The following is a 20971-nucleotide window of genomic DNA, read 5'->3' on the forward strand; positions in this document are numbered from 1 at the left end:
TGAGTCCGAAAAACTAAGCGAGAAGAGTTGCAGACTCATCAAGAGGAAAGCATCACAGATGAAAAATCTCTCGGATTTTTCATTTTCGAGATGAGAACCTCATTTAGCCGAAAAGGCTTTGTAATGAGTCCGAAAAACTAGGCTCAAAGAGCTAAAACCATTTAAGTATATTATTAAAATATAAAATTTATAAAAAAGAGCGGGCAAGCTTGCTCGCCTTTTTTTATTGTAAGGAGAGTATATGAATATAAAAAGAAAAATTATCTATATTTTCTTATCATTTATGTTATTACTAACTTCCTGTACATCCACAAATAATACTGATGAAGCTTCAAAGGTAGAAGATAAAGATATCGATCAAGTAGCAGAAGATATTTTAGATGAAAATGGGTTAATAAATGAAGCTGTAGAAAAGCCAGTAGGCGAGCCCTATGAAGTAGGTGTAACTCCAGATGACTATAATATGGACTATGATACATCTAGACTCCTATCTTTAGAAGAAAAAAAATCTAAATTTTATCCAAAAGATGGAGTAAAAGGTTTATACTTTAATACTTATAGTATAAATACTCCAGAAACCTATAATAAAATCGTAGGGTTAATTGAAGATACAGATTTAAATGCTGTCGTAATTGATATCAAAGATGACTGGGGTAATGTAACTATGAACTTTGAGACAGATGATGAAGATGTATCTTACTCAAAAATAGATATAGTTGATCCAGAAGCTTTAATTGAAGATTTTCATAGCAAAGGTATTTATGTAATAGGAAGGGTCACTACCTTTAAGGATAGTATTATAACAGAGAAACATCCTGACTGGGGATTTACCCTTGAGGATGGAACATTATGGAAAAATGGTCATGATGAAGCATTTATGAATCCATTTTTAAAAGAAGTGCAGGATTATGATTTAAAAATTGCAAAACTTGCAGCAGAAGCAGGTTTTGATGAAATCCAATTTGACTATGTAAGATTTGCTGAAGGTTTTGAGACATTTGGAGATACTCTAGATTATTCAAGAGGCGAATTTGAAAATGAAACTGAAATGGATGAAGGGGAAAAAAGAGTAGCTGCAATAACTGGCTTTGTACAAAGGGCTCGTGAAGAATTACAAGCTTATAATGTACCAATTTCTATAGATGTATTTGGTTATGCTATGCAAGTAAGACGTGCTGAAGGTATCGGTCAAGATTTTGATAAAATGGCAAATCAAACAGATGTTATGTCATCTATGATTTATCCTTCTCACTGGGGTAGCTGGTCTTTTGATATAGAAAAACCAGATTTAGAGCCTTATGAATTAGTTTCTAGATATTTAGAAGAAGAGAAAAAAATATTTAATGAACTAGAACATCCACCAGTATCTCGCCCATGGATACAAGATTTTACTGCTTCATGGATTGGTGAAGGTAACTGGATGGAATATGATGGTGATGCTGTACAGGCTCAAATAGATGCAATTTATGATCAAGGATTAAATGAATATTTAATTTGGAATGCAAATAGTGAATACTCCTCAGGTGTAGATTACTAACAAAAAACTGTAGTAAAATTTTACTACAGTTTTATTTTTTTGAATTTTTGTAACAATTGTTACTGATAATGATATTCTTTATATGTTAAGATAATTGTGGAGGATGAACTATGAAAATAGATATAAATGAAAACATTGCTGAGTTAATAAATACTAATGAAACTTTAAAAAATGATTTAATAAATATTGGATTTATCGGATTAGATAATCCATTGATGATAGAAAATATGGCAAGTAAAATGTCAATAAAGCGTGGAGCTAAGTTACTAGGAATTTCAGATGTAGAATCAAAGCTTGAAAGTCTTGGTTATGAGGTTATGGATTCATCCATGAATGATGAAGTTGTAGAAAGACAAAAATTAATTAAATCTTATATAAGAAGATTATCAGATGGGGAAGATATCGAAAAAGTCAGAAAAGATTTTAAAGAGAATTTTGATGGTGTATCCTCATCTGAAATTATGGATGCTGAGCAAGCGCTATTAAGCGAAGGTATGGATAAAGAAGAAGTAAGAAAACTGTGTGATGTCCATTCAGCGCGTTTTCACGGAATGACTGAAAATGAAAATATCACAAAAACCTATGAAAATGATGTTTTAAAATATTTTCACCATGAAAATAACAACATCAAGAAAGCTTTGGAAAAATACGAAGAATTATCTTTGGAAGAAAAATTTACAGAAAGTAAAGAATTAAAAAAATTATTAAATAGTCACTATAGAAAAAAAGGTGATTTAATCTATCCTCTGCTTAAATCAAAATATAATAAGCCGGGACCTTCAGAAGTAATGTGGGGTGTGGATTATGAAATCTTAAAAAACTTTAGCAAGGCTATTAAGAAAGAAGATGCAGACTTGCTTGAAAATACTATAGCTCGAGCAGAAGAAATGATTTATAAAGAAGAAAATATATTATTTCCCATGTTAGAGGAAAATTTATCTGATGAAGATTATTCAAATATATACAATGATTTAAGTGAATATGACCGAAATATAAACATCAATCAGGCTGAAGATTCTAATAAAGAATTAAAACAAGAAGAAAATATAGATGGTTATATATATTTTTCAAAAGGTAGATTAAGAGTAGATCAACTTGAAGCGCTGCTTGATACAATGGACATTGAAATAACCTTTGTAGATGAGAAAGATATAAACTCATATTATAATGATCATAATGGAGATAAAGTTTTTAAAAGACCAAAGTCCTCTTTAGGTAGAGAGGTGTACTCTTGTCATCCACCTCAAGCTGAACGCAAGGTTAGAAAAATTATTGCTGATCTTAAATCAGGAGCTAGAGATAAAGTTGTAGTGATAAGAGATATAGCTGGCAGTGATTATACAGTAACCTACTATGGTGTTTGGGATAAAAATGGTAATTACAAGGGAATATTAGAAACTGTACAGAACATGGACTTTTACAAAAATTATCTAAAAAAATGGAATAAGATGTAGCTAAATAAAAAGTCGAGTATTTAATTACTCGACTTTTATTTGTTAGATTACAATCTATGTTTTTTTCTAAATTGGGATGGAGTTTGTCCGACTTTCTTTTTAAATACCTGGTTAAAATAAGATTGGGAATTAAAACCTACTATTGATGAAATTTCCTCCATAGAATGATTAGTAGAAATTAGTAAATTTTTAGAAATTTCAATTCTTTTAAGAATCAAGTATTCGATAGGGGTGACCCTATATGATTGTTTAAATTCTGATATTAAGTGAAATTTATTCATATAAGCCATTGCTGATAATTGCTCTAACTTGATATCCTCAGAATAGTTACTATCTATATAGTTTTTTATATAGTCAATCTGCCTATTAACTTTCCTGTCATGTTTTACAGTAATAGTATTTTCAAATTTTCTTAAAAACTCTACTATAAATATTGCAGCCTTTGAATTGGCCATAGCTTTTGAAAATATTTTTCCAGAATGAAATTCATCAAAAATTTCATCAAAATATGTTGCATCTAGCTTGTTTTCCTCAATATTTGCTGAAAAAAAGTTAGTAGACTCAACTTTCCCATTTTTCTTATTTATTTTGGATAAAGATAACGATTCAACTCCAAAACCTATTATTTCACAAGTACCGCATGCACCATCAACGTAAATTGTATGACCTATATTAGAATTAATCACAATTATATCATTTTGGTGAACACTTAAAGTTTCGTTTTCTACAGAGAGCTTTCCAAATCCTTGTTTGACATAGTAAAAATAAGTAAAAGGGTGAAACTGAATCCTTGAAGAATAATTTCTGCTGTAAATATTTTTTTGAGCATCTAAAACCTTTATATCTACATTTGATATGTCATTTTCTTGTTCTATATCTCTAAAATAAGTGTTTTCAATCATAATATTAGTTTCCTTTAATTCCATCCTTTATTAACATTATAATATATCTAATTATATTTTTAAAGTCATTTTAATAATTAGATATTTTTTCAATTTATTATTAAATTAGTTAAATATATTTATACCCAATAAATTCTTATAAAAATTCATTTTCAATTTAATAAATATTTAACAATTATGACTGTTTTTGATTGATAATGATTGAAGCTGAAGTATATTATTTTTATGATTCTAGAAGAAAGATTAAATCTTATAAGAAATATACTAAAAAAAGAGGGAACAGTTTCTAATTCTCTTTTATTAGAAGAGCTAGATATTAGCGAATCAACATTAAGGCGAGACTTAGATTATCTTCAGGATAAGGGAGAAATAAGACGAGTCCATGGAGGGGCTACCTTAAATAAGCTGCTTGAAGAGACAAACTTTCATTTTAATGAAACAACTAATATTGAAGCAAAGAAAAATATTGCAAAAAAAGCAAGTCTATTAATTGAAAATGGTGCTTATATATTTTTAGATGCTGGAACTACCACTCATAGCTTGATTGACTTCCTACATGATAAAGATGTCACAGTGGTAACAAATGGTCTGATGCATTTAGAAAAATTAAGTGCTCTAGCTATTCCTACGATTTTACTAGGAGGCAAATTAAAGGCATCTACATTTATAAGTTACGGTGAGCAGACTTTAAATGAAATAAACGATTTGAATTTTGACTTAGCATTTATAGGTGCCAATGGTGTAGAAAATAAAACTTATACTACTGCCGATATAAATGAAGCCTTGATAAAAAAATCAGCCATAAGGCAAGCAAATAAAGCTTTTGTTCTAGCTGACTCTTCTAAAATAGGTAAAAAATATTTTGCAAATATATGTACTTTTGAGCAAGCGATGCATATTAAGGAGGATTAATGATTTATTCACTTACATTAAATCCATCTATAGATTACATTATGAAACTTGATGAGTTTAAAGATGGAGCAACAAATAGGAGTTATGAAGACAAAAAATTCCCAGGTGGTAAGGGAATAATGGTTGCAAAACTCCTTAAAAATCTAGGGGAAGATCCTATAAATTTAGGTTTTATAGGTGGATTTACCGGTTCATATATTGTAGATTCGTTAGATAAACTTGGTATAAAAGAAGAATTTACTAAAATAGATGGGGACTCACGTATAAATGTAAAACTTAAATACGATGAGGAAACTGAAATAAATGCTGGTGGGCCAGAGATTAATGAAGATGAAATTAATAGTTTTTTAGAAAAAATATCTGAACTTAATTCCACAGATACTTTAATACTATCAGGATCAATTCCAAAATCGCTTGGCCTATACTTTTATAAAAAAATTCTGGATAAGAAAAATCTAGAATTTACTATAGATATAGGCGGCAAAGAATTGCTAGATTATTTATCTTATAAACCCTTATTAGTTAAACCAAATATCGATGAACTTGAGGCAATATTTGAAACTAAGATTGATGATAGAAACATTTTAACCTATGCTAAGAAACTTTATGAACTCGGTGCTCAAAATGTAATTATTTCACTAGGTAAAGATGGATCTATTTTTGTAAGTGATGATATTAGTTTAAAGGCTAAACCTATCGAAGGAAAATTGATAAACTCAGTAGGAGCTGGCGATAGTATGGTGGGTGGTTTTATCTATGGTATAAAAAATGGTTTATCTAAAGAAAAAGCCTACAAACTTGCAGTAGCTTGTGGAACAGCAACTGCCTTTAGCGAAGATATAGCAAGTAAAGATTATATTTATGAAATATTAGAAAAAGTAGAGGTAAATGAATATGGAAATTAAAGACCTACTAAAAAAAGAGCTGATGCTTTTGGATTTCAAGGCTGATAATAAAAAAGATGCTATAGAAGAATTAGCTAGTAAATTTTATGAACACGGATATGTAAATTCTAAAGAAGAATTTGCAGATGGTTTAAGGGCTAGAGAAGAGCAGGGTTCCACAGCCCTAGGAGATGGGGTAGCTATTCCTCACTCAAAAAGTAAAACTGTTAAAGAACCTGCAGTTTTATTTGCTAGAAAAAATGATGGACTAGACTACGAAGCCCTTGATGGTGAAGATACCTTTATATTTTTTGCCATTGCAGCTCCAGATGGAGAAAATAACCTTCATGTAGAAACTCTAGCAGAATTATCAAAAATGATAATGAAAGCTGGTTTTGTAGATGATCTTAAAAAAGTAAATAGCCCAGATGAAGTATACCAAGTAATAGATAAATATTCTGAAAATAAAGAAAAAACTGTTGTAGAAAATACCTATACATCAGAAACTACTACATCAAAAACTGAAAAAATATCAAATGAATCACCAAAAGATTTAATAGTAGCCGTAACTGCTTGTCCAAATGGTATAGCTCATACTTATATGGCTCAAGAAGGTCTTGAAGAAGCTGCACGAAAAGCCGGAGTTGATATAAAAGTAGAAACAAATGGATCAGATGGTATCAAAAATAAATTAACTGATGAAGATATAAAAAATGCCAAGGCTGTAATAATAACTGCTGATAAAAAAGTAGAAACTGACAGATTTGACGGTAAAAAAGTAATCCAAAGACCAGTATCTGATGGTATAAGAAAAGCTGATGAATTAGTAGATCGCGCGTTAAAAGGAGATGCAAGTATCTTCCACAGCCAAAATAATGCTAGTGAAGATTACGCAAAAAGTTCTGATGATTCCCAAACCATATGGCAAAAGATATATGGTGATTTGATGAATGGTATCAGCCACATGTTACCATTTGTAATAGGCGGGGGAATACTTCTTGCACTTTCTTTCTTATTTGAAAGATTTATGGGAGATAGTTCACCAGTATTTACAGTTTTAAATGATCTTGGTTCTGATGCGATGAGTTTCCTAATACCAATTCTTGCTGGATATATAGCAATGTCTATTGGTGATAGACCAGCATTAATGCCTGGTATGGTGGCAGGACTTATGGCAAGTCGTGGAGCTGGATTTATAGGTGGGTTAATCGGTGGTTTTGTTGCAGGTTATATAATTAACTTTATTAAAAAAATCACTAAAAACTTACCAAAATCAGTTGAAGGTCTAAAACCTATGTTAATTTACCCAGTATTAGGTTTACTATTAACAGGACTTGTAATGTATCTTGTAGTAGATCCTATCTTTACTGGAATAAATACAGCAATAAATAATTGGTTACTAAATTTAAGTGGATCAAATAAAATCTTACTTGGAGCATTACTTGGTGCTATGATGGCAATAGATATGGGTGGTCCAATAAATAAAGCTGCTTATGCCTTTGCTATTGGAGTTTTTACAGATACAGGTATTGGATCATATATGGCAGCTGTAATGGTTGGAGGTATGGTGCCACCAATTGCTATAGCCCTAGCATGTACTTTATTTAAAAATAAATTTACAGATAAAGAAAAAGAAACAAAAATTACAAACTTTATCTTAGGGTTAAGCTTTATCACAGAAGGAGCAATTCCTTTTGCAGCTAGTGAACCACAAAGTGTTATTCCATCAGTTGCCATTGGTTCAGCTATAGCTGGTGCTATAGTTGGAGCCTTTAATGTACAATCGCCTGCCCCACACGGAGGAGTATTTGTTCTTCCTGCTATGAGTAGCTTAAACCAAGCCTTATTCTTCCTTTTAGCAGTAGCTGTTGGATCAATAGTAGGAGCTTTAATTTTAGGAAAACTTAAGAAAAGACCAGAAGAAAAAATATCATAAATTATTCATAAAAGAGATTTTACAAAATAAGATTGTAGAATCTCTTTTTATTTTGAAGGTCTAAAATTGATTACAAAATTATTATAAGTATAATTTAGGTAATAGAGGTGATTATATGGCTATGATTTCAGAGCAAAAAATTGATGAAATTAGAGCAAGTTCTAACATTGTAGATATCATTGGAGAATATGTTGATCTCAAAAGAGCAGGTTCATCATATAAGGGCTTATGTCCCTTCCACAATGAAAAAACACCTTCTTTTACTGTTGATGAAAAGAAACAATTATTTCACTGCTTCGGCTGCGGAGTAGGAGGAGATGTTGTTTCTTTTATTATGCAAAAAGAGGGTTTATCATATCCTGAAAGTTTGGAATATCTAGCAAATAAAGCAGGTATAAGAATGGAATATTCTAATAACTATGAGGCCAATCCTAGAAACAAAGAACTTTATGAAATTAATAAAGATATTATGATGTTTTATTATAAGAATTTATTGACTAACAAAGAAGCTATTAACTACCTAAAAAATAGGGGACTTAGCGGTAAAATTGTCAATAGATTTATGCTAGGGTTTGCTAAAAATAGCTGGCAAGACTTGTGTGATTATATAGAATATAGGGGCTATGATAAAAAGGATTTAGAAGATATAGGACTTATAAAAAAATCTAGCAAGGGCAACTATTATGATAAATATAGAAATAGGATAATTTTTCCGATTATAAATCACTATGGTAATGTAATAGGTTTTGGTGGTAGGGCCATAGGTGATGAGATGCCAAAATACCTTAATTCACCAGAATCAGATATTTTTAAAAAAAGATTTAATCTTTATGGTCTAAATATTTATAAAAAGCAAAAAGGGACTGATATTATCCTTGTAGAAGGCTATATGGATGTAATTGCTCTAAATAATTTTGGTATCGATTATGGTGTTGCAAGTCTAGGAACAGCCCTTACACCTGATCAAGCTAAACTTATAAAACGTTATGCAGAAAATATTTATATCTGCTATGACAGAGATAGCGCTGGAATAAATGCAACTAATAAGGCCATAGAAATTTTTTTAGATGCTGGTGTTAAACCAAAGATAATCACCTTGGAAGAAGGGCTAGATCCTGATGACTTTATAAAAAAATATGGCAAGGAAGCCTTTCTAGAAAAAAAAGAAAATGCTTTGGATGCCTATAATTATAAGTATAATCAGATATTGGATTTATATTCAAAGGCCAATCCAAATGAAAAATATGAAAAACTTGATTTATTCGTAGAGTTTCTTGCAAGTATCGATTCAGATCTTACTCGTGAAATATTTACAAATAATGTATCGACTCTATTTAAGATAGACAAAAGCACTTTAAATCAAGCAGTCGACAAGTATAATACTAATATTAATGAAAAAGAAAGCCGCAAGAATTATTATAAGCAAAAAAATGATTCTAAGGTTATAGTAAAAAGCAATCCTCAAAAATTTAATTTTCTTGAGCTAGAAGTTTTAAGACTAATTTTTAATCAAAAAGAAGATTATTTGAAAAATCAGGAAATTTTTGATAAAAGTCTTACAAATTCTAAGCTTATAGATATGAAAGACTTTATTGTAGATAAAAATCTAGAAAAGTTTAATAAAAATGATGAGGATCATATATACATTTTAAATTATATAAGAGATAATACTAATCCTATTTATCCAAGTGAACTAGTCGATAAGATAGAATACTATGAAAAAATTAAAAAGCTGGATAAGTTAAGGTCTCTTAAAAATGAAGCTAAGGGGAGTTTTAATGAGTAGCGATAGCGATAAACTACTTGATGAAGATGTTTTAAATGAGATAATAGAAGAATTTCAATCTATCAGTGAATCTCAAGATGGAATGATTACCTATAGTCAAGTATATACATTTGAAACATTTAAAGAAATAGAAGATGATGGCAAAAAATATGTTATCTCACAAATAATCAGCAGGGGAATCGAGATAGTCGAAAAATCTGAGGCAAGCACTGATGATGATATAGAAGATGACAAAGATTTAAAAGATGATTTAGATGATGATATATCAGAAGAAGAGGATATCGACGAATCAAAATTTGAGGAAGAAGTAGTCGATGATGATGTCGATAATATCTCAGGTATAAAACTAGATGACCCTGTAAAAATGTACCTAAAAGAAATTGGTAAAGTTTCTTTACTAACAGCTAAAGAAGAAATTCACCTAGCCCGCCAGATGGAAATGGGAGAAATAGCTAGAAAAAAATTAGAAGGTACTAATCTTAATAAGCAAAACAAAATGAAATTATCAAATGATATTTTCTTTGGAAACCTAGCTAAAGTTATAGAAATAGCCAATGATGAACTAGTAAATAGTGGGAGAATATCAGAAAGTTCCATAAATAATCTTGATGGTATAATTGCCATGGGTAAGTTATTTGATGAAATCATGGTGGAAAATCCTGATGTTGAAAAAATAGAAGAATTAAAAGCTAAAGTTTTAATTTGTAAAATTGCTAGCCAATCTATAGAAGAAGAGGAGCTATCAATAAGTGATGCCAACTCCTTATGTGATCTTTTTGATTCTTTTGATCATTTGATCAACTTAGATGAAGATGAGGATGTTGTAACTTATAACTACGAATTTTTCACCAATTTACTATCTACAGCTGCCAACAATGAATATATTAAAACTAATGATAGGATGATTATTGATAATTTTAAGGAAGCAGCAGCAGTTTCACAAAGTATAAAAGATGGTAAAGAAGTAAATGATGAGTTTAAAAAAGATATAAAAATCTACCTAGCTGATAGTAACCTAGCTCATATGATTTTAGGATCTGAGCAAATAAGCAGTGAAGATGAATTAAATTTAAAAAGAGCTATACTAAAGGCAAAAAGAGCTAAGCAAAAACTTGCAGAAACAAACCTAAGATTAGTAGTTTCAATTGCTAAAAAATATGTAGGCCGTGGCATGAGCTTCTTAGACCTTATTCAAGAGGGTAATATGGGTCTTATGAAAGCAGTTGATAAATACGATTATAATCGTGGTTTTAAATTCTCAACCTATGCTACATGGTGGATAAGACAAGCAATTACCCGTGCTATAGCTGACCAAGCCAGAACTATAAGAATACCAGTTCATATGGTAGAAACTATAAACAAACTTGTAAGGACTCAAAGACAACTTGTCCAAGACCTAGGACGTGATCCAACAAACGAGGAAATAGCAGAACAAATGGGCATAGAAGTTTCTAAAGTTCAAGAAATCAGAAAAATTGCCCAAGAACCTGTTTCCCTAGAAACACCAATTGGTGAAGAGGAAGATTCTCACTTAGGAGACTTTATAGAAGATGAAACAGCAGTTAATCCTGATGATGCGGCAAATTATACCATGCTACGTGAACAGTTAAATGATGTTTTATCATGTCTTGGCCAAAGAGAAAAAAGAGTTTTACAATTAAGATTTGGTCTTATAGACGGTACTCCTCGTACCCTAGAAGAAGTAGGAAAAGAATTTGATGTAACTCGTGAAAGAATTCGTCAAATTGAGGCCAAGGCCTTAAGAAAGTTAAAATCACCAAACAAAAGCGAATCACTGAAAGATTTTTTATAATGAATGATAAAAAAAGATTAATGGAAATTGTAAATATAATTGACAGCGGAAAAAGTGTCATAGATGTAGGAACCGATCATGGATTGGTTCCTTTATATTTGGCAAAAAATGAAATAAGCACAGATATATTAGCAACAGATATATCAGCCCCATCTTTACAAAAACTAGAAGATAAACTAGATGATGATTTAAGGAAAATAATCAAAACGAGGGTAACTGATGGTTTTAAGGGTATAGAAAAAAAAGAAAATCAAGTCGCAATTATTGCTGGTATGGGTGGAAATACTATTATAGACATAATAGATGCTAGCCTAGACTTTGTAAAAAATCTAGATTATATGGTACTTGCTTCAAACATTGCTACTGAAAAGCTTCGTGCATATTTAAATCGAAATAATTTCGAAATAACTAGAGACTTTCTAACCTTTGAACATGGCAAGTATTACGATATTCTTAAAGTTGGCTATGACAAAGCTCAAGAGCTTTCTCTAGGAGATTTGTATTATGGTTACGAAAATATTCAAAATAAAAGTAGACTGTTAGAAGAAAAATTAGCAATCGATTATAAAAAAAATCTATCATTTAAAGAGGACATTATAAAAAAATCAGCTAATAATGATGGTCTTGAAAAAATAAATGAAAGACTAAAAGCTATAGATGAGGTATATAAAAGATGGAAATAAGATATTTAATTGAAAAACTAAATGAAAAATACCCCTTAGATCTTCAAGAAGATTGGGATAATTCTGGTTTGCAGATTGGAAATTTAAATAATGAATTAAAAAACATCCTAGTTAGCCTTGATTTAGAGGATGAGGGAGTGGATTTAGCTATTAAAAATAATTGTAATCTAATAATAACTCATCACCCATACTTATTTAATGGCACAAAGTCTATAGATTTATCTGATCAATTTTATAAGCGCTTAGAAAAAGTAATTAAAAATGATATTACAGTTTTTGCTATGCATACTAACCTTGATATAGCAGATGATGGATTAAATGATAATCTATGTAATATTCTAGAGATAAAAAATCCTAGAGTTTTAGAAGTAGGCAAGGAAGTAGGACTTGGTAGATTTGGGGAAATAAATCCAACTCAGGCTAAAAACTTTGCAAGTATTGTTAAAGAAAAATTAAAAGCAGAAGAATTAATCTGTTATGGGGATATGGAAAAAACTATTTCTAAGATTGCAGTTTGCGGTGGGTCTGGATCTTCACTTTTAGATGACGCCCTTGAACATAGCTGTGATCTTATGCTTACAGGTGATGTTTCTTATCATATGGCTATGGATTACTCAAATAGAGGTCTTATTATAATAGATGCAGGTCATTTTGCTAGCGAAAACCATGTTATTTATAAATTAAAGGATGTAATAGCAAGTATGACAGAAAAAGATGTATACACTTATTCTAAAGAAGATAGTTTTAGAACCTTTATCTAATATAGATTTTACAAAAGTTTAATAAACGGTAAAATAAAGCATGGAGTAAATCAGACAATCGCGGCTAAGTACGAGGAAAGTCCGTGCACCACAGAGCAAGGATGCTTGATAACGTCAAGTAGGAGTGATCTTCAGGCTAGTGCAACAGAAATATACCGCCGAGTTTACTCGGTAAGGTTGGAAAGGCGAGGTAAGAGCTCACCAGCTATATGGTGACATATAGGCTATGTAAACCCCATCCGGTGCAAGAACGAAGGGATGATAAACAAAGCTTGCTCGGCTTTGATCCAGAATGGTTGTTCGCTTGAGCTTATTGGCAACAATAAGTCTAGATAGATGATTGTCTAATACAGAACACGGCTTATAGATTTGCTCCTTACATAAATATTACAAAATGTAATTATTTTGTTTATCATATTATAAAATCTTACACTTTTAATTCATTTTTTTAGTTATATTTATAATTTACAAGATATTTTAACAATATAGCTAAATATTTCGCTTAAAAGTGTAATTTTTTTGTAACTTTTTCTTGACACATTTGTTAAGTTAGTATAAAATTAACACAGATTTAATTTCAGGACTATTTAATACAGTAAAGAAGGGAATCTATTTACCAATGAATAAGAAGAAAATTGGAGCAGCTTTTTCTTTAGTTGCTGCAGTAACTGCAGGAGCTACAGCCTATGCTTCAACTATAAATAATTTAGAATCAGATAGAAATACTAACGCTATGTTTACACCAAACTATAGTGATAATACATATGATTACAACTTAGTAAAATCAGATTATACAAATGATCTTAAAAATACTGCTATTGCAAACGAAACACGAGTAGTACAAAATACAGCTGAAAAAGAAGAAGCTGTTGCAAAAATAGAAGAAAATGCAAAAGAGATACTTAAAACTTCTGTAATCAATGTTGTTGCTAAAGAATCTGTAGAAGAAGAATCTCAATATGTTATAGCAGATGAAGAAACAGAATCAGAAGAAACAACAGAAGTAGCTGATGAAGAATTAAACACTTCTGATGATGAAGTTATTTTATACGATGACTCTAAGTTACCAGAAGTTAATGAAGAAAATGCTGAACTTGCAAGCACTGAAAAAACAGAGGAAGAGCAAACAAGTGAGGAAGTAGTTGATGATCAAGGCGATGAAGTTTTAGCCTATGATGATACCAAATTAGATGAAGCTTTAGCTGACCAAAATGAAGAAGATTTAGAAGTAGCTGAAGCTGACGATGAAGTAGTAAATTATCTTGATAATAATGCTGAAGAAGTAGAAACAGAAGAAAAAGAAGAATCTAACCAAGTGGTTAGTAAATTCGTAAATGTAGAAGCTTTATACATTAGATCTTCAAAATCAATGGATGATAACACAAATGCTATAAGAACTCTAGCAGCCGGAGATAAGGTAGAAGGTGTTATTGAAGGGGATTGGTTAAAAATAGAAGAAGGATATCTAAACTTAAAATATCTTTCAAATGAGTATCCTCAAAATTTAGTTGACACTATCCAAGCAAGAAAAGCTGCTGAAGCTAAAAAAGAGGAAGAAGCAAGAAATGCTCAACAAGTCCAAGCCAAAAAAGAAGAAGAATCTAAAGCCGCTCAACAAGAACAAATCAAAAAGGAAGAAGAGGCTGAAGCTACTCAACAAAAAGAAGTGAAAGAAGAAAAACAAGAGACTCCAGCAAAATATGGAACTCCATTTAGTGGATGGGTTCATAATACAGCCGTAATTAATGTAAGAGATAAGGCTAAAACAGGAAATATCATCGGTACTTTAGCAAAAGGTGCAAAAGTAGAAGGTGAAATAGCTGATGGTTGGGTTAGAATAAATTACAATGGAAAAACAGCTTTCGTTTCTTCATATTATCTAACAACTCAAGCTGCTCAAGAAGCTGAAAAACAAGCTTTAGAAAATGCAAAAGCTCAACAACAAGCACAACAAGCAACTGTAGTTGAAGAAAATAAAGAGACACCAGCTGAGGCTCAAAAAGCACAACAAACCGTGGTTGAAGAAGTAGTTGATGAAGAAGAGATAGTAGCAGAACAAACAGCTGCACCAGTAGTAAATCAAAATGGTCAACAAGCTGCAAATATAGCAAGTAGATTTGCGGGTAGCCCATACGTATGGGGTGCATCAGATCCTTCAGTAGGTTTTGACTGCTCTGGTTTAGTAACTTATGCTTACAGACAACTAGGAGTAAGCTTACCTCACTCATCACAAGCACAATTTAATAACGGTTATGCTGTTGGTATTAATAACTTACAACCTGGGGACTTAGTATTCTTCTCAAATCACAGCAGTATAGATCACGTTGGAATAGTTACAAGTTCTGATGGTACATTTATCCATGCATCAACACCAAAATCAGGTGTAAAATACGATAATGTATATAGCAATTACTATCAAAAAGTATTTGCTGGTGCTAGAAGAATATTCTAATTAATAGAGATACGCCCAAATGGGCGTTTTTTTATTGGAGTAACTATGAAAATACTTGATACAAAAAATGATAAAAAATATTTAATTGACAAACTAAAAAATAATAAAATTCAAAATAAAATTTTATTATTAACCCATGATCCTAGTGATGAAGAACTATCTTATAAAAACTTTATTATCAAAAGATGTGAAGAATTTGATATAAGCTATATTGACCATGAGTTTGATGAAAATGTATCAGCTAGTGAAATGGTTAAATATATTAATAGCTTTAATGAAGATGATGGTTTTATAATATTTCTACCTTTTGGTGACTTTGAGGATATGAAATATTTGCGCAAAAATATCAATATAAAAGACCTAGATGGGTTTACTTATAAATCAATGGGCAAATATACAAGCGGGAAAATAGATTATCTACCAGCTACACCCAAAGCTGTAGCAAAATTTTTATTAAATAATTACGATTTGAAGTCAAAGAATATAGTTATTGCTAACAATACAAATTTAATTGGCCTACCTTTAGCAACTTTTTTATCCAAAAATCATGCTACTGTTACTATTTTAAATCAGCATACTACTGATGATAAAGAATTTATAAAAAATAGTGATATATTTATTTCCGCCATAGGTAAAGGGAATTATTATGACAAAAGTTACTTTAAAGATGGACAGGTTATAATAGATGTTGGAACTTCCTATGTAAATGGTAAGATAATAGGTGATGTCGATTTTAATGATTTAAAAGATTTAGACTTAGAAATATTAACAAGTAAAAATGGAATAGGGTCAATAACTACATTGACCCTTTTAGAAAGTTTGATAGAGTAGGGAGAGGCAATGCCATTAGTAGAAACTAAGGAAGAGTTAGAAAAATATAAAGAATTTGTAAGAAATTGTGAATATGCAAGACCAATGCAGGACCCAGCGTGGGCTGATGTTAAGGAAAATTGGTCTAGTGACTATATTTATATAGAAGAAAATAAGCAAATTATAGGGGCTATGAGTGTAATCGGAATTAAAAATCCTAATGGAAAATATTTTCTATATGCTCCACGTGGGCCAGTGTGCGATTTTAAAAACTATGAGCTTGTAGATGCTTTGATAAAAGAAGCAGATGTATTAAAAGAAAAATACGATGCTTTTTTACTAAGGATGGACCCAGAAGTATCATTTGATGAAAAAGCTATATATGAATACGAAAAAAGAGGCTATGATTTTAGAACCTATGGTGCTGATCCCCATTCATTTACCCAGCCAAGATATAATATGATTTTACCTATCTCAGGGATGAGTGAAGATGATTTGTTTGAAAGTTTTTCATCAGCTACCCGTAGAAATATTAGAAAATCATATAGAAATGATATAAAAACGGTAGAAGAAACTAATGATAAAACTCTAGACCAATTTTATAATTTGACGAAAATAATGGCTGAAAGACAAGAAATAGGTCATAGACCAAAAGAATATTTTAAAAGATTATTAGAGCATATGAATGGGAAGATTTTTACTTCTTACTATGAAGATGAGGCCTTATCTGCTTCACTTCTAGTTCCATACGGTAATAAAGTTTATTATCTATATGCAGCTAGTTCAAATGAGAAAAGAAATAAGATGCCAAACTTTAATATGATCTGGGAAGAAATTAAATGGTCACGTGAAAATGGCTATGAGTACTTTGACTTCGGTGGTACATTTTCATTAGACTCCAAAGATGGTTTATATCGTTTTAAGGAAGGTTTTTGTTATCCAGATAGTTATACAAACTTTATTGGAGAACTAGATGTGGTCTATGATAGAGAAAAATACGAAGAATTTTTAAAATAAGAAAACCCTTAAGATTTTAAAATCTTAAGGGTTTATTTTTCGTCTGTAAGACTTAATGCAACTTCCAAAGCCTTCTCAACATTAGGTAATTCTGTATTGTGATCCAAATACTCTACATGTCTTATAACATTTTTTTTATCCACAACAAACATAGCTCTATTTACAAGTTTTAATTCATTTATAAATAGAGAATATTCTTTGGCAAAGTCTTGGTAAAGGTAATCGGAAGCAAATACTAAGGTTGATATTTCTTTATCCTTTACAAAGCGTTTTTGAGCAAAAGGCAAATCGTTTGAAACTGTAACTACTGATAAGTCTTTTGGAAAATTCTCCTCATTTTTAGATAGCAAGAATGTCTGTAGTTCACAAACAGATGTATCTACAGAAGGAACGGCAGATATTATTTTTACCTTACCCTCTTCATTTTTATAAAAATCATAGTCTGATAAATCTTCTAATTTAGCTTTAAAATTTGGAGCAGTGTCATTTACTTTTAGCTTCTCACCATCAACTGTTAATTCAAGTTGTCCAAATTTTACAACTCTATTTGTCATATTATTCTCCTTACATTACAGAACATGTTATTTATCTATTTTATATCTTATTATAAAAACTAATCATTGTAAAGCGTGAGATTTTAGGGTATAATTAGTCAGTATGAAAATATAAAAGGAGGGAATATGGCAGACTTAGTATTAAATGCAAATAACAGAGAATTTACTGGAAAAAACAAAGTTAATAAATTAAGAGCTGAAGAATTAGTTCCAGGAGTTGTTTATGCCAAAGGTGAAGACAATCTTAATGTTCAAGTAACATCTAGAGACTTCGATAAAATTTTAAGAAAAGCTGGTACATCTACAATTATCTCATTAGATGTTGATGGAGAAAGCAAAGATGTACTTATTAAAGATTACCAAACACATCCATACAAAAATCAATTTTTACACGTTGATTTCCAAGCTATTAACCAAAATGAAGCAATTAGGGTTAATGTACCAGTTGTACTATTAGGTAGAGAAGATTTAAATATCGAATCAGCAGTATTAGTACAAAATATGGATAGTGTTGATGTAGAATGTTTACCAAAATACATTCCACAAACAGCTGAAGTAGATATTACTGAAATTGAAATCGGTGATGCTAAAACTATCGCAGACCTTGATATCTTTGGAAATGAAAACATCACAATTCTTGCAGAAGAAGATGAAGTTATCTGCTCACTACAAGAAGCAACTGAAGAAGAACTTCCAGAAGAAGATGAAGAAGCTGCTGATGTTGACGCTGCTGACGTACCAACTGTTGAAGAAACAGAAGGCGAAGAAGCTGAAGACGCTGAATAATAATAATTTAAAGGCCTTAGGGTCTTTTTTTATTGCCATAAAGTAATCATATTTGCTATAATAGATTTATGAATGGAAAACTCATTGTATTTGAAGGGCCAGATGGATCTGGAAAAACTACGATATTAAAAAAAGTTAATGAAAAGCTGACTGATGAAGGCTATAAGTTAAAACTAGTTAGAGAACCTGGTGGCACTGACATCTCAGAAAAAATTAGAGAAATCATTATCGATAATGATAATGTAAATATGGCTGCAAAAACTGAAAGTTTACTTTTTGCTGCCAGCAGGGCCCAACTTGTCGATGAAAAATTAAGACCAGCCTTAGAAAATGGTGAAATAATCCTATGCGATCGTTTTGTCCTAAGCTCACTTTTATATCAAGGAGTGGGACGTGGATTAGGTATTGATGAAGTGAAGGCTATAAATGATTTTGCTATAGGAGATATAAAACCAAATCTAACTATATTTTTTAACATAGATTATAAAACAGCTTTAGTACGTAAAAGAGCAAATTTTTCAGCTGATAGGTTAGAAAATGAAGACTTTGATTTTCATAAAAGAATATTTGATGCCTATATAAATATAGCTGATAGATATAAAGATGATATAAAACAGGTAGATGCCACTCGTTCCATAGAAGAAGTTAGCACTGATGTTTTAAAACTTATAAAAGATTTATTGGAGGATTAGATGAAACTATTAATTGCAATTGTACAAGATGCAGATGTAAATTTCTTAATGGATGCGCTTACAGAAAGTAGCTACAGAGTTACTAGGTTATCTACAACTGGTGGATTTCTAAAAAAAGGTAATACAACTCTTTTAATAGGTGTAGAAGAGGAAAATTTAGATGATGTGCTATCTATTATAGAAAATAACTGCAAAAGAAGAAACACTACTACAACAATCATTAATCCATCAGCAGAAAGTTCACTTTTATCAAATACAGTTCCTGTAGATATAACAGTAGGTGGAGCAACAATATTTATTCTAGATGTAGACCAATACATTAGATTATGATTGATTTAGATACACAAATTAATCAAAATTCCCTATCGCACGCCTATATTTTCGAATCAGCAAATGAATCTTATAACTTAGATTTTGCAAATGACTTTGCCAAAAAAGTGTTTGAAAGTAAAGGCGTTTACATAGAAAATAACATAAATCCAGATTTATACATAATAGATAAGGGAAATGAAATAATCGATATTGAAAGTGTAAGAGCCTTACTAAAAGATACAGCCTTAAAGCCTTCTAATAATATAATTAAAATTTATATAATCCATAATGCTCATAATATGAGAACAGAAGGTTTCAATGCTATGCTAAAGACTATAGAAGAGTTAAAAAACTATAACATAGTAATCTTTACTACAAAAAATAAAGATTTACTCTTGCCTACTATAAGGTCTAGGTGTCAGATTATTAGACTAAATGCTGATGAGATAAAAAGTGATATTGATTTAGATAGATTATCAGAAATCCTTGCTGAAACTTATAGGGGAAATATTAGCCAGTTTTACCAAAACAAGGCTTTTTTCGATAGCTATAAAAATGATAAGTCTTTGATGTTTGATGGGCTAATTGATATATTTGAAATGGTTGTAAAAGAAAAATATATGCCGGGGTTAGTAAATTCAAATTTAAACATAAAGAAATTAGCGGATATTAATCTAAGTCAGATAGAAGAAATAATTAACTTGATATACACTATTAAAATTGGTTTAAAGAATAATATTAACTATGATTTAGCTATAGAAGAGGTAATCTTTAGTGTATACAAGGGAGGGATAGGATAGTGAATGTAATAGGAGTTAGATTTAAAGAAACGGGTAAAATATATTACTTTAAAGCTAACGATGAAAAATATAACTACAAACAAAAAGTAATTGTAGAAACAGAAAATGGAATAGAACTTGGTGAAGTAGGTCTGGTTAATGTAGATAAAGAAAAAGAAAATTTTGACCAAGATTTAAGAGAAGTTATAAGACTTGCTACAGATGAAGATATGGATCAGCATTTTAAAAATGAATTAGATGCTAAAAATGCCCAAGAAATTTGCCAAGAAAAAGCCGATGAATATAATCTAAATATGAAGATAGTAGATTGTAATTACACTTTTGATAGGTCAAAACTTACTTTTTATTTTACTTCAGCTAAAAGAGTTGACTTTAGAGAATTAGTAAAAGACTTAGCCAGTACTTTTAAAAGCCGCATAGAACTAAGACAAATTGGTGTAAGAGATCATGCAAAACTTATAAAACATTATGGATCTTGTGGCCAAGAGTGTTGCTGCTCTAGATACTTAACAGAGTTTGAACCCTTATCTATAAAATGTGCCAAAGATCAAAATATAAGTCTAGACCCCTCCAAAATTTCTGGAGTGTGTGGTAGACTTATGTGTTGTCTAGCCTATGAAGAAGACCATTATTTAGAAGTAAAAAAAACTATGCCAAAATACGGGCAAACAGTTGCTACTGAAGACGGTGAGGGTGTAGTAATTGCAAATAATATGGTTCGTGAATGTTGTAAGGTAAGAATTCAAAAAGATGATGAAACTATAGAAAAACACTACAAGATATGTGACTTACATAATACTAATAACAATTGAGACTCATTATCATTTTGAATAATTATTTAAAACGATATACTAAAAGAATAATTATACTTGACAAAAAT

Annotated in this window: 19 protein-coding genes and 1 other RNA gene; 18 read left to right on the forward strand and 2 right to left on the reverse strand. The window is 30.7% G+C overall.

The window, feature by feature from the left end; translation table 11 throughout:
- Positions 1-241: 241 nt before the first annotated feature.
- A complete protein-coding gene (locus ACCQ40_RS04580) occupies positions 242-1537 on the forward strand; it encodes a putative glycoside hydrolase (RefSeq protein WP_410032803.1) in 1296 nt (431 codons plus the stop codon).
- A gap of 110 nt (positions 1538-1647) precedes the next feature.
- Complete coding sequence (locus ACCQ40_RS04585; protein WP_410032804.1) at positions 1648-2991, forward strand: DUF438 domain-containing protein; 1344 nt, start codon at positions 1648-1650, stop codon at positions 2989-2991.
- Between the two features lie 47 nt (positions 2992-3038).
- On the opposite strand, the gene ACCQ40_RS04590 is transcribed toward ACCQ40_RS04585, so the two are convergent.
- Complete coding sequence (locus ACCQ40_RS04590) at positions 3039-3893, reverse strand: AraC family transcriptional regulator (protein ID WP_410032805.1); 855 nt, start codon at positions 3891-3893, stop codon at positions 3039-3041.
- Between the two features lie 225 nt (positions 3894-4118).
- Here ACCQ40_RS04590 and ACCQ40_RS04595 point away from each other — a divergent pair, with 225 nt between their 5' ends.
- From ACCQ40_RS04595 to ACCQ40_RS04645, 11 genes are all read left to right on the forward strand, one after another.
- On the forward strand, positions 4119-4805 hold the full coding sequence (locus ACCQ40_RS04595; RefSeq protein WP_394011630.1) for a DeoR/GlpR family DNA-binding transcription regulator: 687 nt from the start codon (positions 4119-4121) through the stop codon (positions 4803-4805).
- The gene (pfkB, locus tag ACCQ40_RS04600; RefSeq protein ID WP_394011629.1) at positions 4805-5710 is read left to right on the forward strand and encodes a 1-phosphofructokinase; all 906 of its coding nucleotides are present in this window, start codon (positions 4805-4807) and stop codon (positions 5708-5710) included. Before ACCQ40_RS04595 ends, pfkB begins: the two co-directional genes overlap by 1 nt.
- Positions 5700-7625 (forward strand): PTS fructose transporter subunit IIABC, encoded by a 1926-nt coding sequence (locus tag ACCQ40_RS04605; RefSeq protein ID WP_410033147.1) that lies wholly within the window; start codon positions 5700-5702, stop codon positions 7623-7625. Before pfkB ends, ACCQ40_RS04605 begins: the two co-directional genes overlap by 11 nt.
- A 115-nt stretch (positions 7626-7740) precedes the next feature.
- Positions 7741-9411, forward strand: a complete 1671-nt coding sequence (dnaG, locus tag ACCQ40_RS04610) for a DNA primase (RefSeq protein WP_410024281.1) — start codon at positions 7741-7743, stop codon at positions 9409-9411.
- Positions 9404-11224, forward strand: a complete 1821-nt coding sequence (gene rpoD, locus ACCQ40_RS04615) for an RNA polymerase sigma factor RpoD (protein ID WP_410032806.1) — start codon at positions 9404-9406, stop codon at positions 11222-11224. The genes dnaG and rpoD overlap by 8 nt, the downstream gene beginning before the upstream one ends.
- Complete coding sequence (locus ACCQ40_RS04620; RefSeq protein ID WP_410032807.1) at positions 11224-11907, forward strand: tRNA (adenine(22)-N(1))-methyltransferase; 684 nt, start codon at positions 11224-11226, stop codon at positions 11905-11907. Before rpoD ends, ACCQ40_RS04620 begins: the two co-directional genes overlap by 1 nt.
- A complete protein-coding gene (locus tag ACCQ40_RS04625; protein WP_410032808.1) occupies positions 11898-12668 on the forward strand; it encodes a Nif3-like dinuclear metal center hexameric protein in 771 nt (256 codons plus the stop codon). The genes ACCQ40_RS04620 and ACCQ40_RS04625 overlap by 10 nt, the downstream gene beginning before the upstream one ends.
- A 42-nt stretch (positions 12669-12710) precedes the next feature.
- An RNA gene (gene rnpB, locus ACCQ40_RS04630) (RNase P RNA component class A) lies at positions 12711-13048 on the forward strand.
- A 239-nt stretch (positions 13049-13287) separates the two neighbouring features.
- A complete protein-coding gene (locus tag ACCQ40_RS04635; RefSeq protein WP_410032809.1) occupies positions 13288-15120 on the forward strand; it encodes an NlpC/P60 family protein in 1833 nt (610 codons plus the stop codon).
- A gap of 45 nt (positions 15121-15165) precedes the next feature.
- Complete coding sequence (locus tag ACCQ40_RS04640; RefSeq protein WP_394011622.1) at positions 15166-15951, forward strand: bifunctional 5,10-methylenetetrahydrofolate dehydrogenase/5,10-methenyltetrahydrofolate cyclohydrolase; 786 nt, start codon at positions 15166-15168, stop codon at positions 15949-15951.
- 9 nt (positions 15952-15960) lie between these two features.
- Entirely contained in the window at positions 15961-16947 is a 987-nt protein-coding gene (locus ACCQ40_RS04645; RefSeq protein WP_410032810.1) for a lipid II:glycine glycyltransferase FemX, read from the forward strand.
- 32 nt (positions 16948-16979) lie between these two features.
- Here ACCQ40_RS04645 and tpx read toward each other — a convergent pair whose 3' ends face one another.
- The gene (tpx, locus tag ACCQ40_RS04650) at positions 16980-17501 is read right to left on the reverse strand and encodes a thiol peroxidase (protein WP_410032811.1); all 522 of its coding nucleotides are present in this window, start codon (positions 17499-17501) and stop codon (positions 16980-16982) included.
- A gap of 126 nt (positions 17502-17627) precedes the next feature.
- Here tpx and ACCQ40_RS04655 point away from each other — a divergent pair, with 126 nt between their 5' ends.
- The 5 genes from ACCQ40_RS04655 to ACCQ40_RS04675 all read left to right on the forward strand — a co-directional run bounded on the left by ACCQ40_RS04655 (position 17628) and on the right by ACCQ40_RS04675 (position 20903).
- Positions 17628-18287, forward strand: a complete 660-nt coding sequence (locus ACCQ40_RS04655) for a 50S ribosomal protein L25 (RefSeq protein ID WP_410032812.1) — start codon at positions 17628-17630, stop codon at positions 18285-18287.
- 68 nt (positions 18288-18355) lie between these two features.
- Positions 18356-18979, forward strand: a complete 624-nt coding sequence (gene tmk, locus ACCQ40_RS04660) for a dTMP kinase (protein WP_410032813.1) — start codon at positions 18356-18358, stop codon at positions 18977-18979.
- Entirely contained in the window at positions 18980-19309 is a 330-nt protein-coding gene (locus ACCQ40_RS04665) for a cyclic-di-AMP receptor (RefSeq protein WP_394011617.1), read from the forward strand.
- Positions 19306-20091 (forward strand): DNA polymerase III subunit delta, encoded by a 786-nt coding sequence (locus ACCQ40_RS04670; protein ID WP_394011616.1) that lies wholly within the window; start codon positions 19306-19308, stop codon positions 20089-20091. Before ACCQ40_RS04665 ends, ACCQ40_RS04670 begins: the two co-directional genes overlap by 4 nt.
- Complete coding sequence (locus tag ACCQ40_RS04675; RefSeq protein ID WP_410032814.1) at positions 20091-20903, forward strand: PSP1 domain-containing protein; 813 nt, start codon at positions 20091-20093, stop codon at positions 20901-20903. Before ACCQ40_RS04670 ends, ACCQ40_RS04675 begins: the two co-directional genes overlap by 1 nt.
- Positions 20904-20971: the final 68 nt, after the last annotated feature.

It is taken from the genome of Anaerococcus cruorum, assembly GCF_046365495.1.
Classification (GTDB): domain Bacteria; phylum Bacillota; class Clostridia; order Tissierellales; family Peptoniphilaceae; genus Anaerococcus; species Anaerococcus cruorum.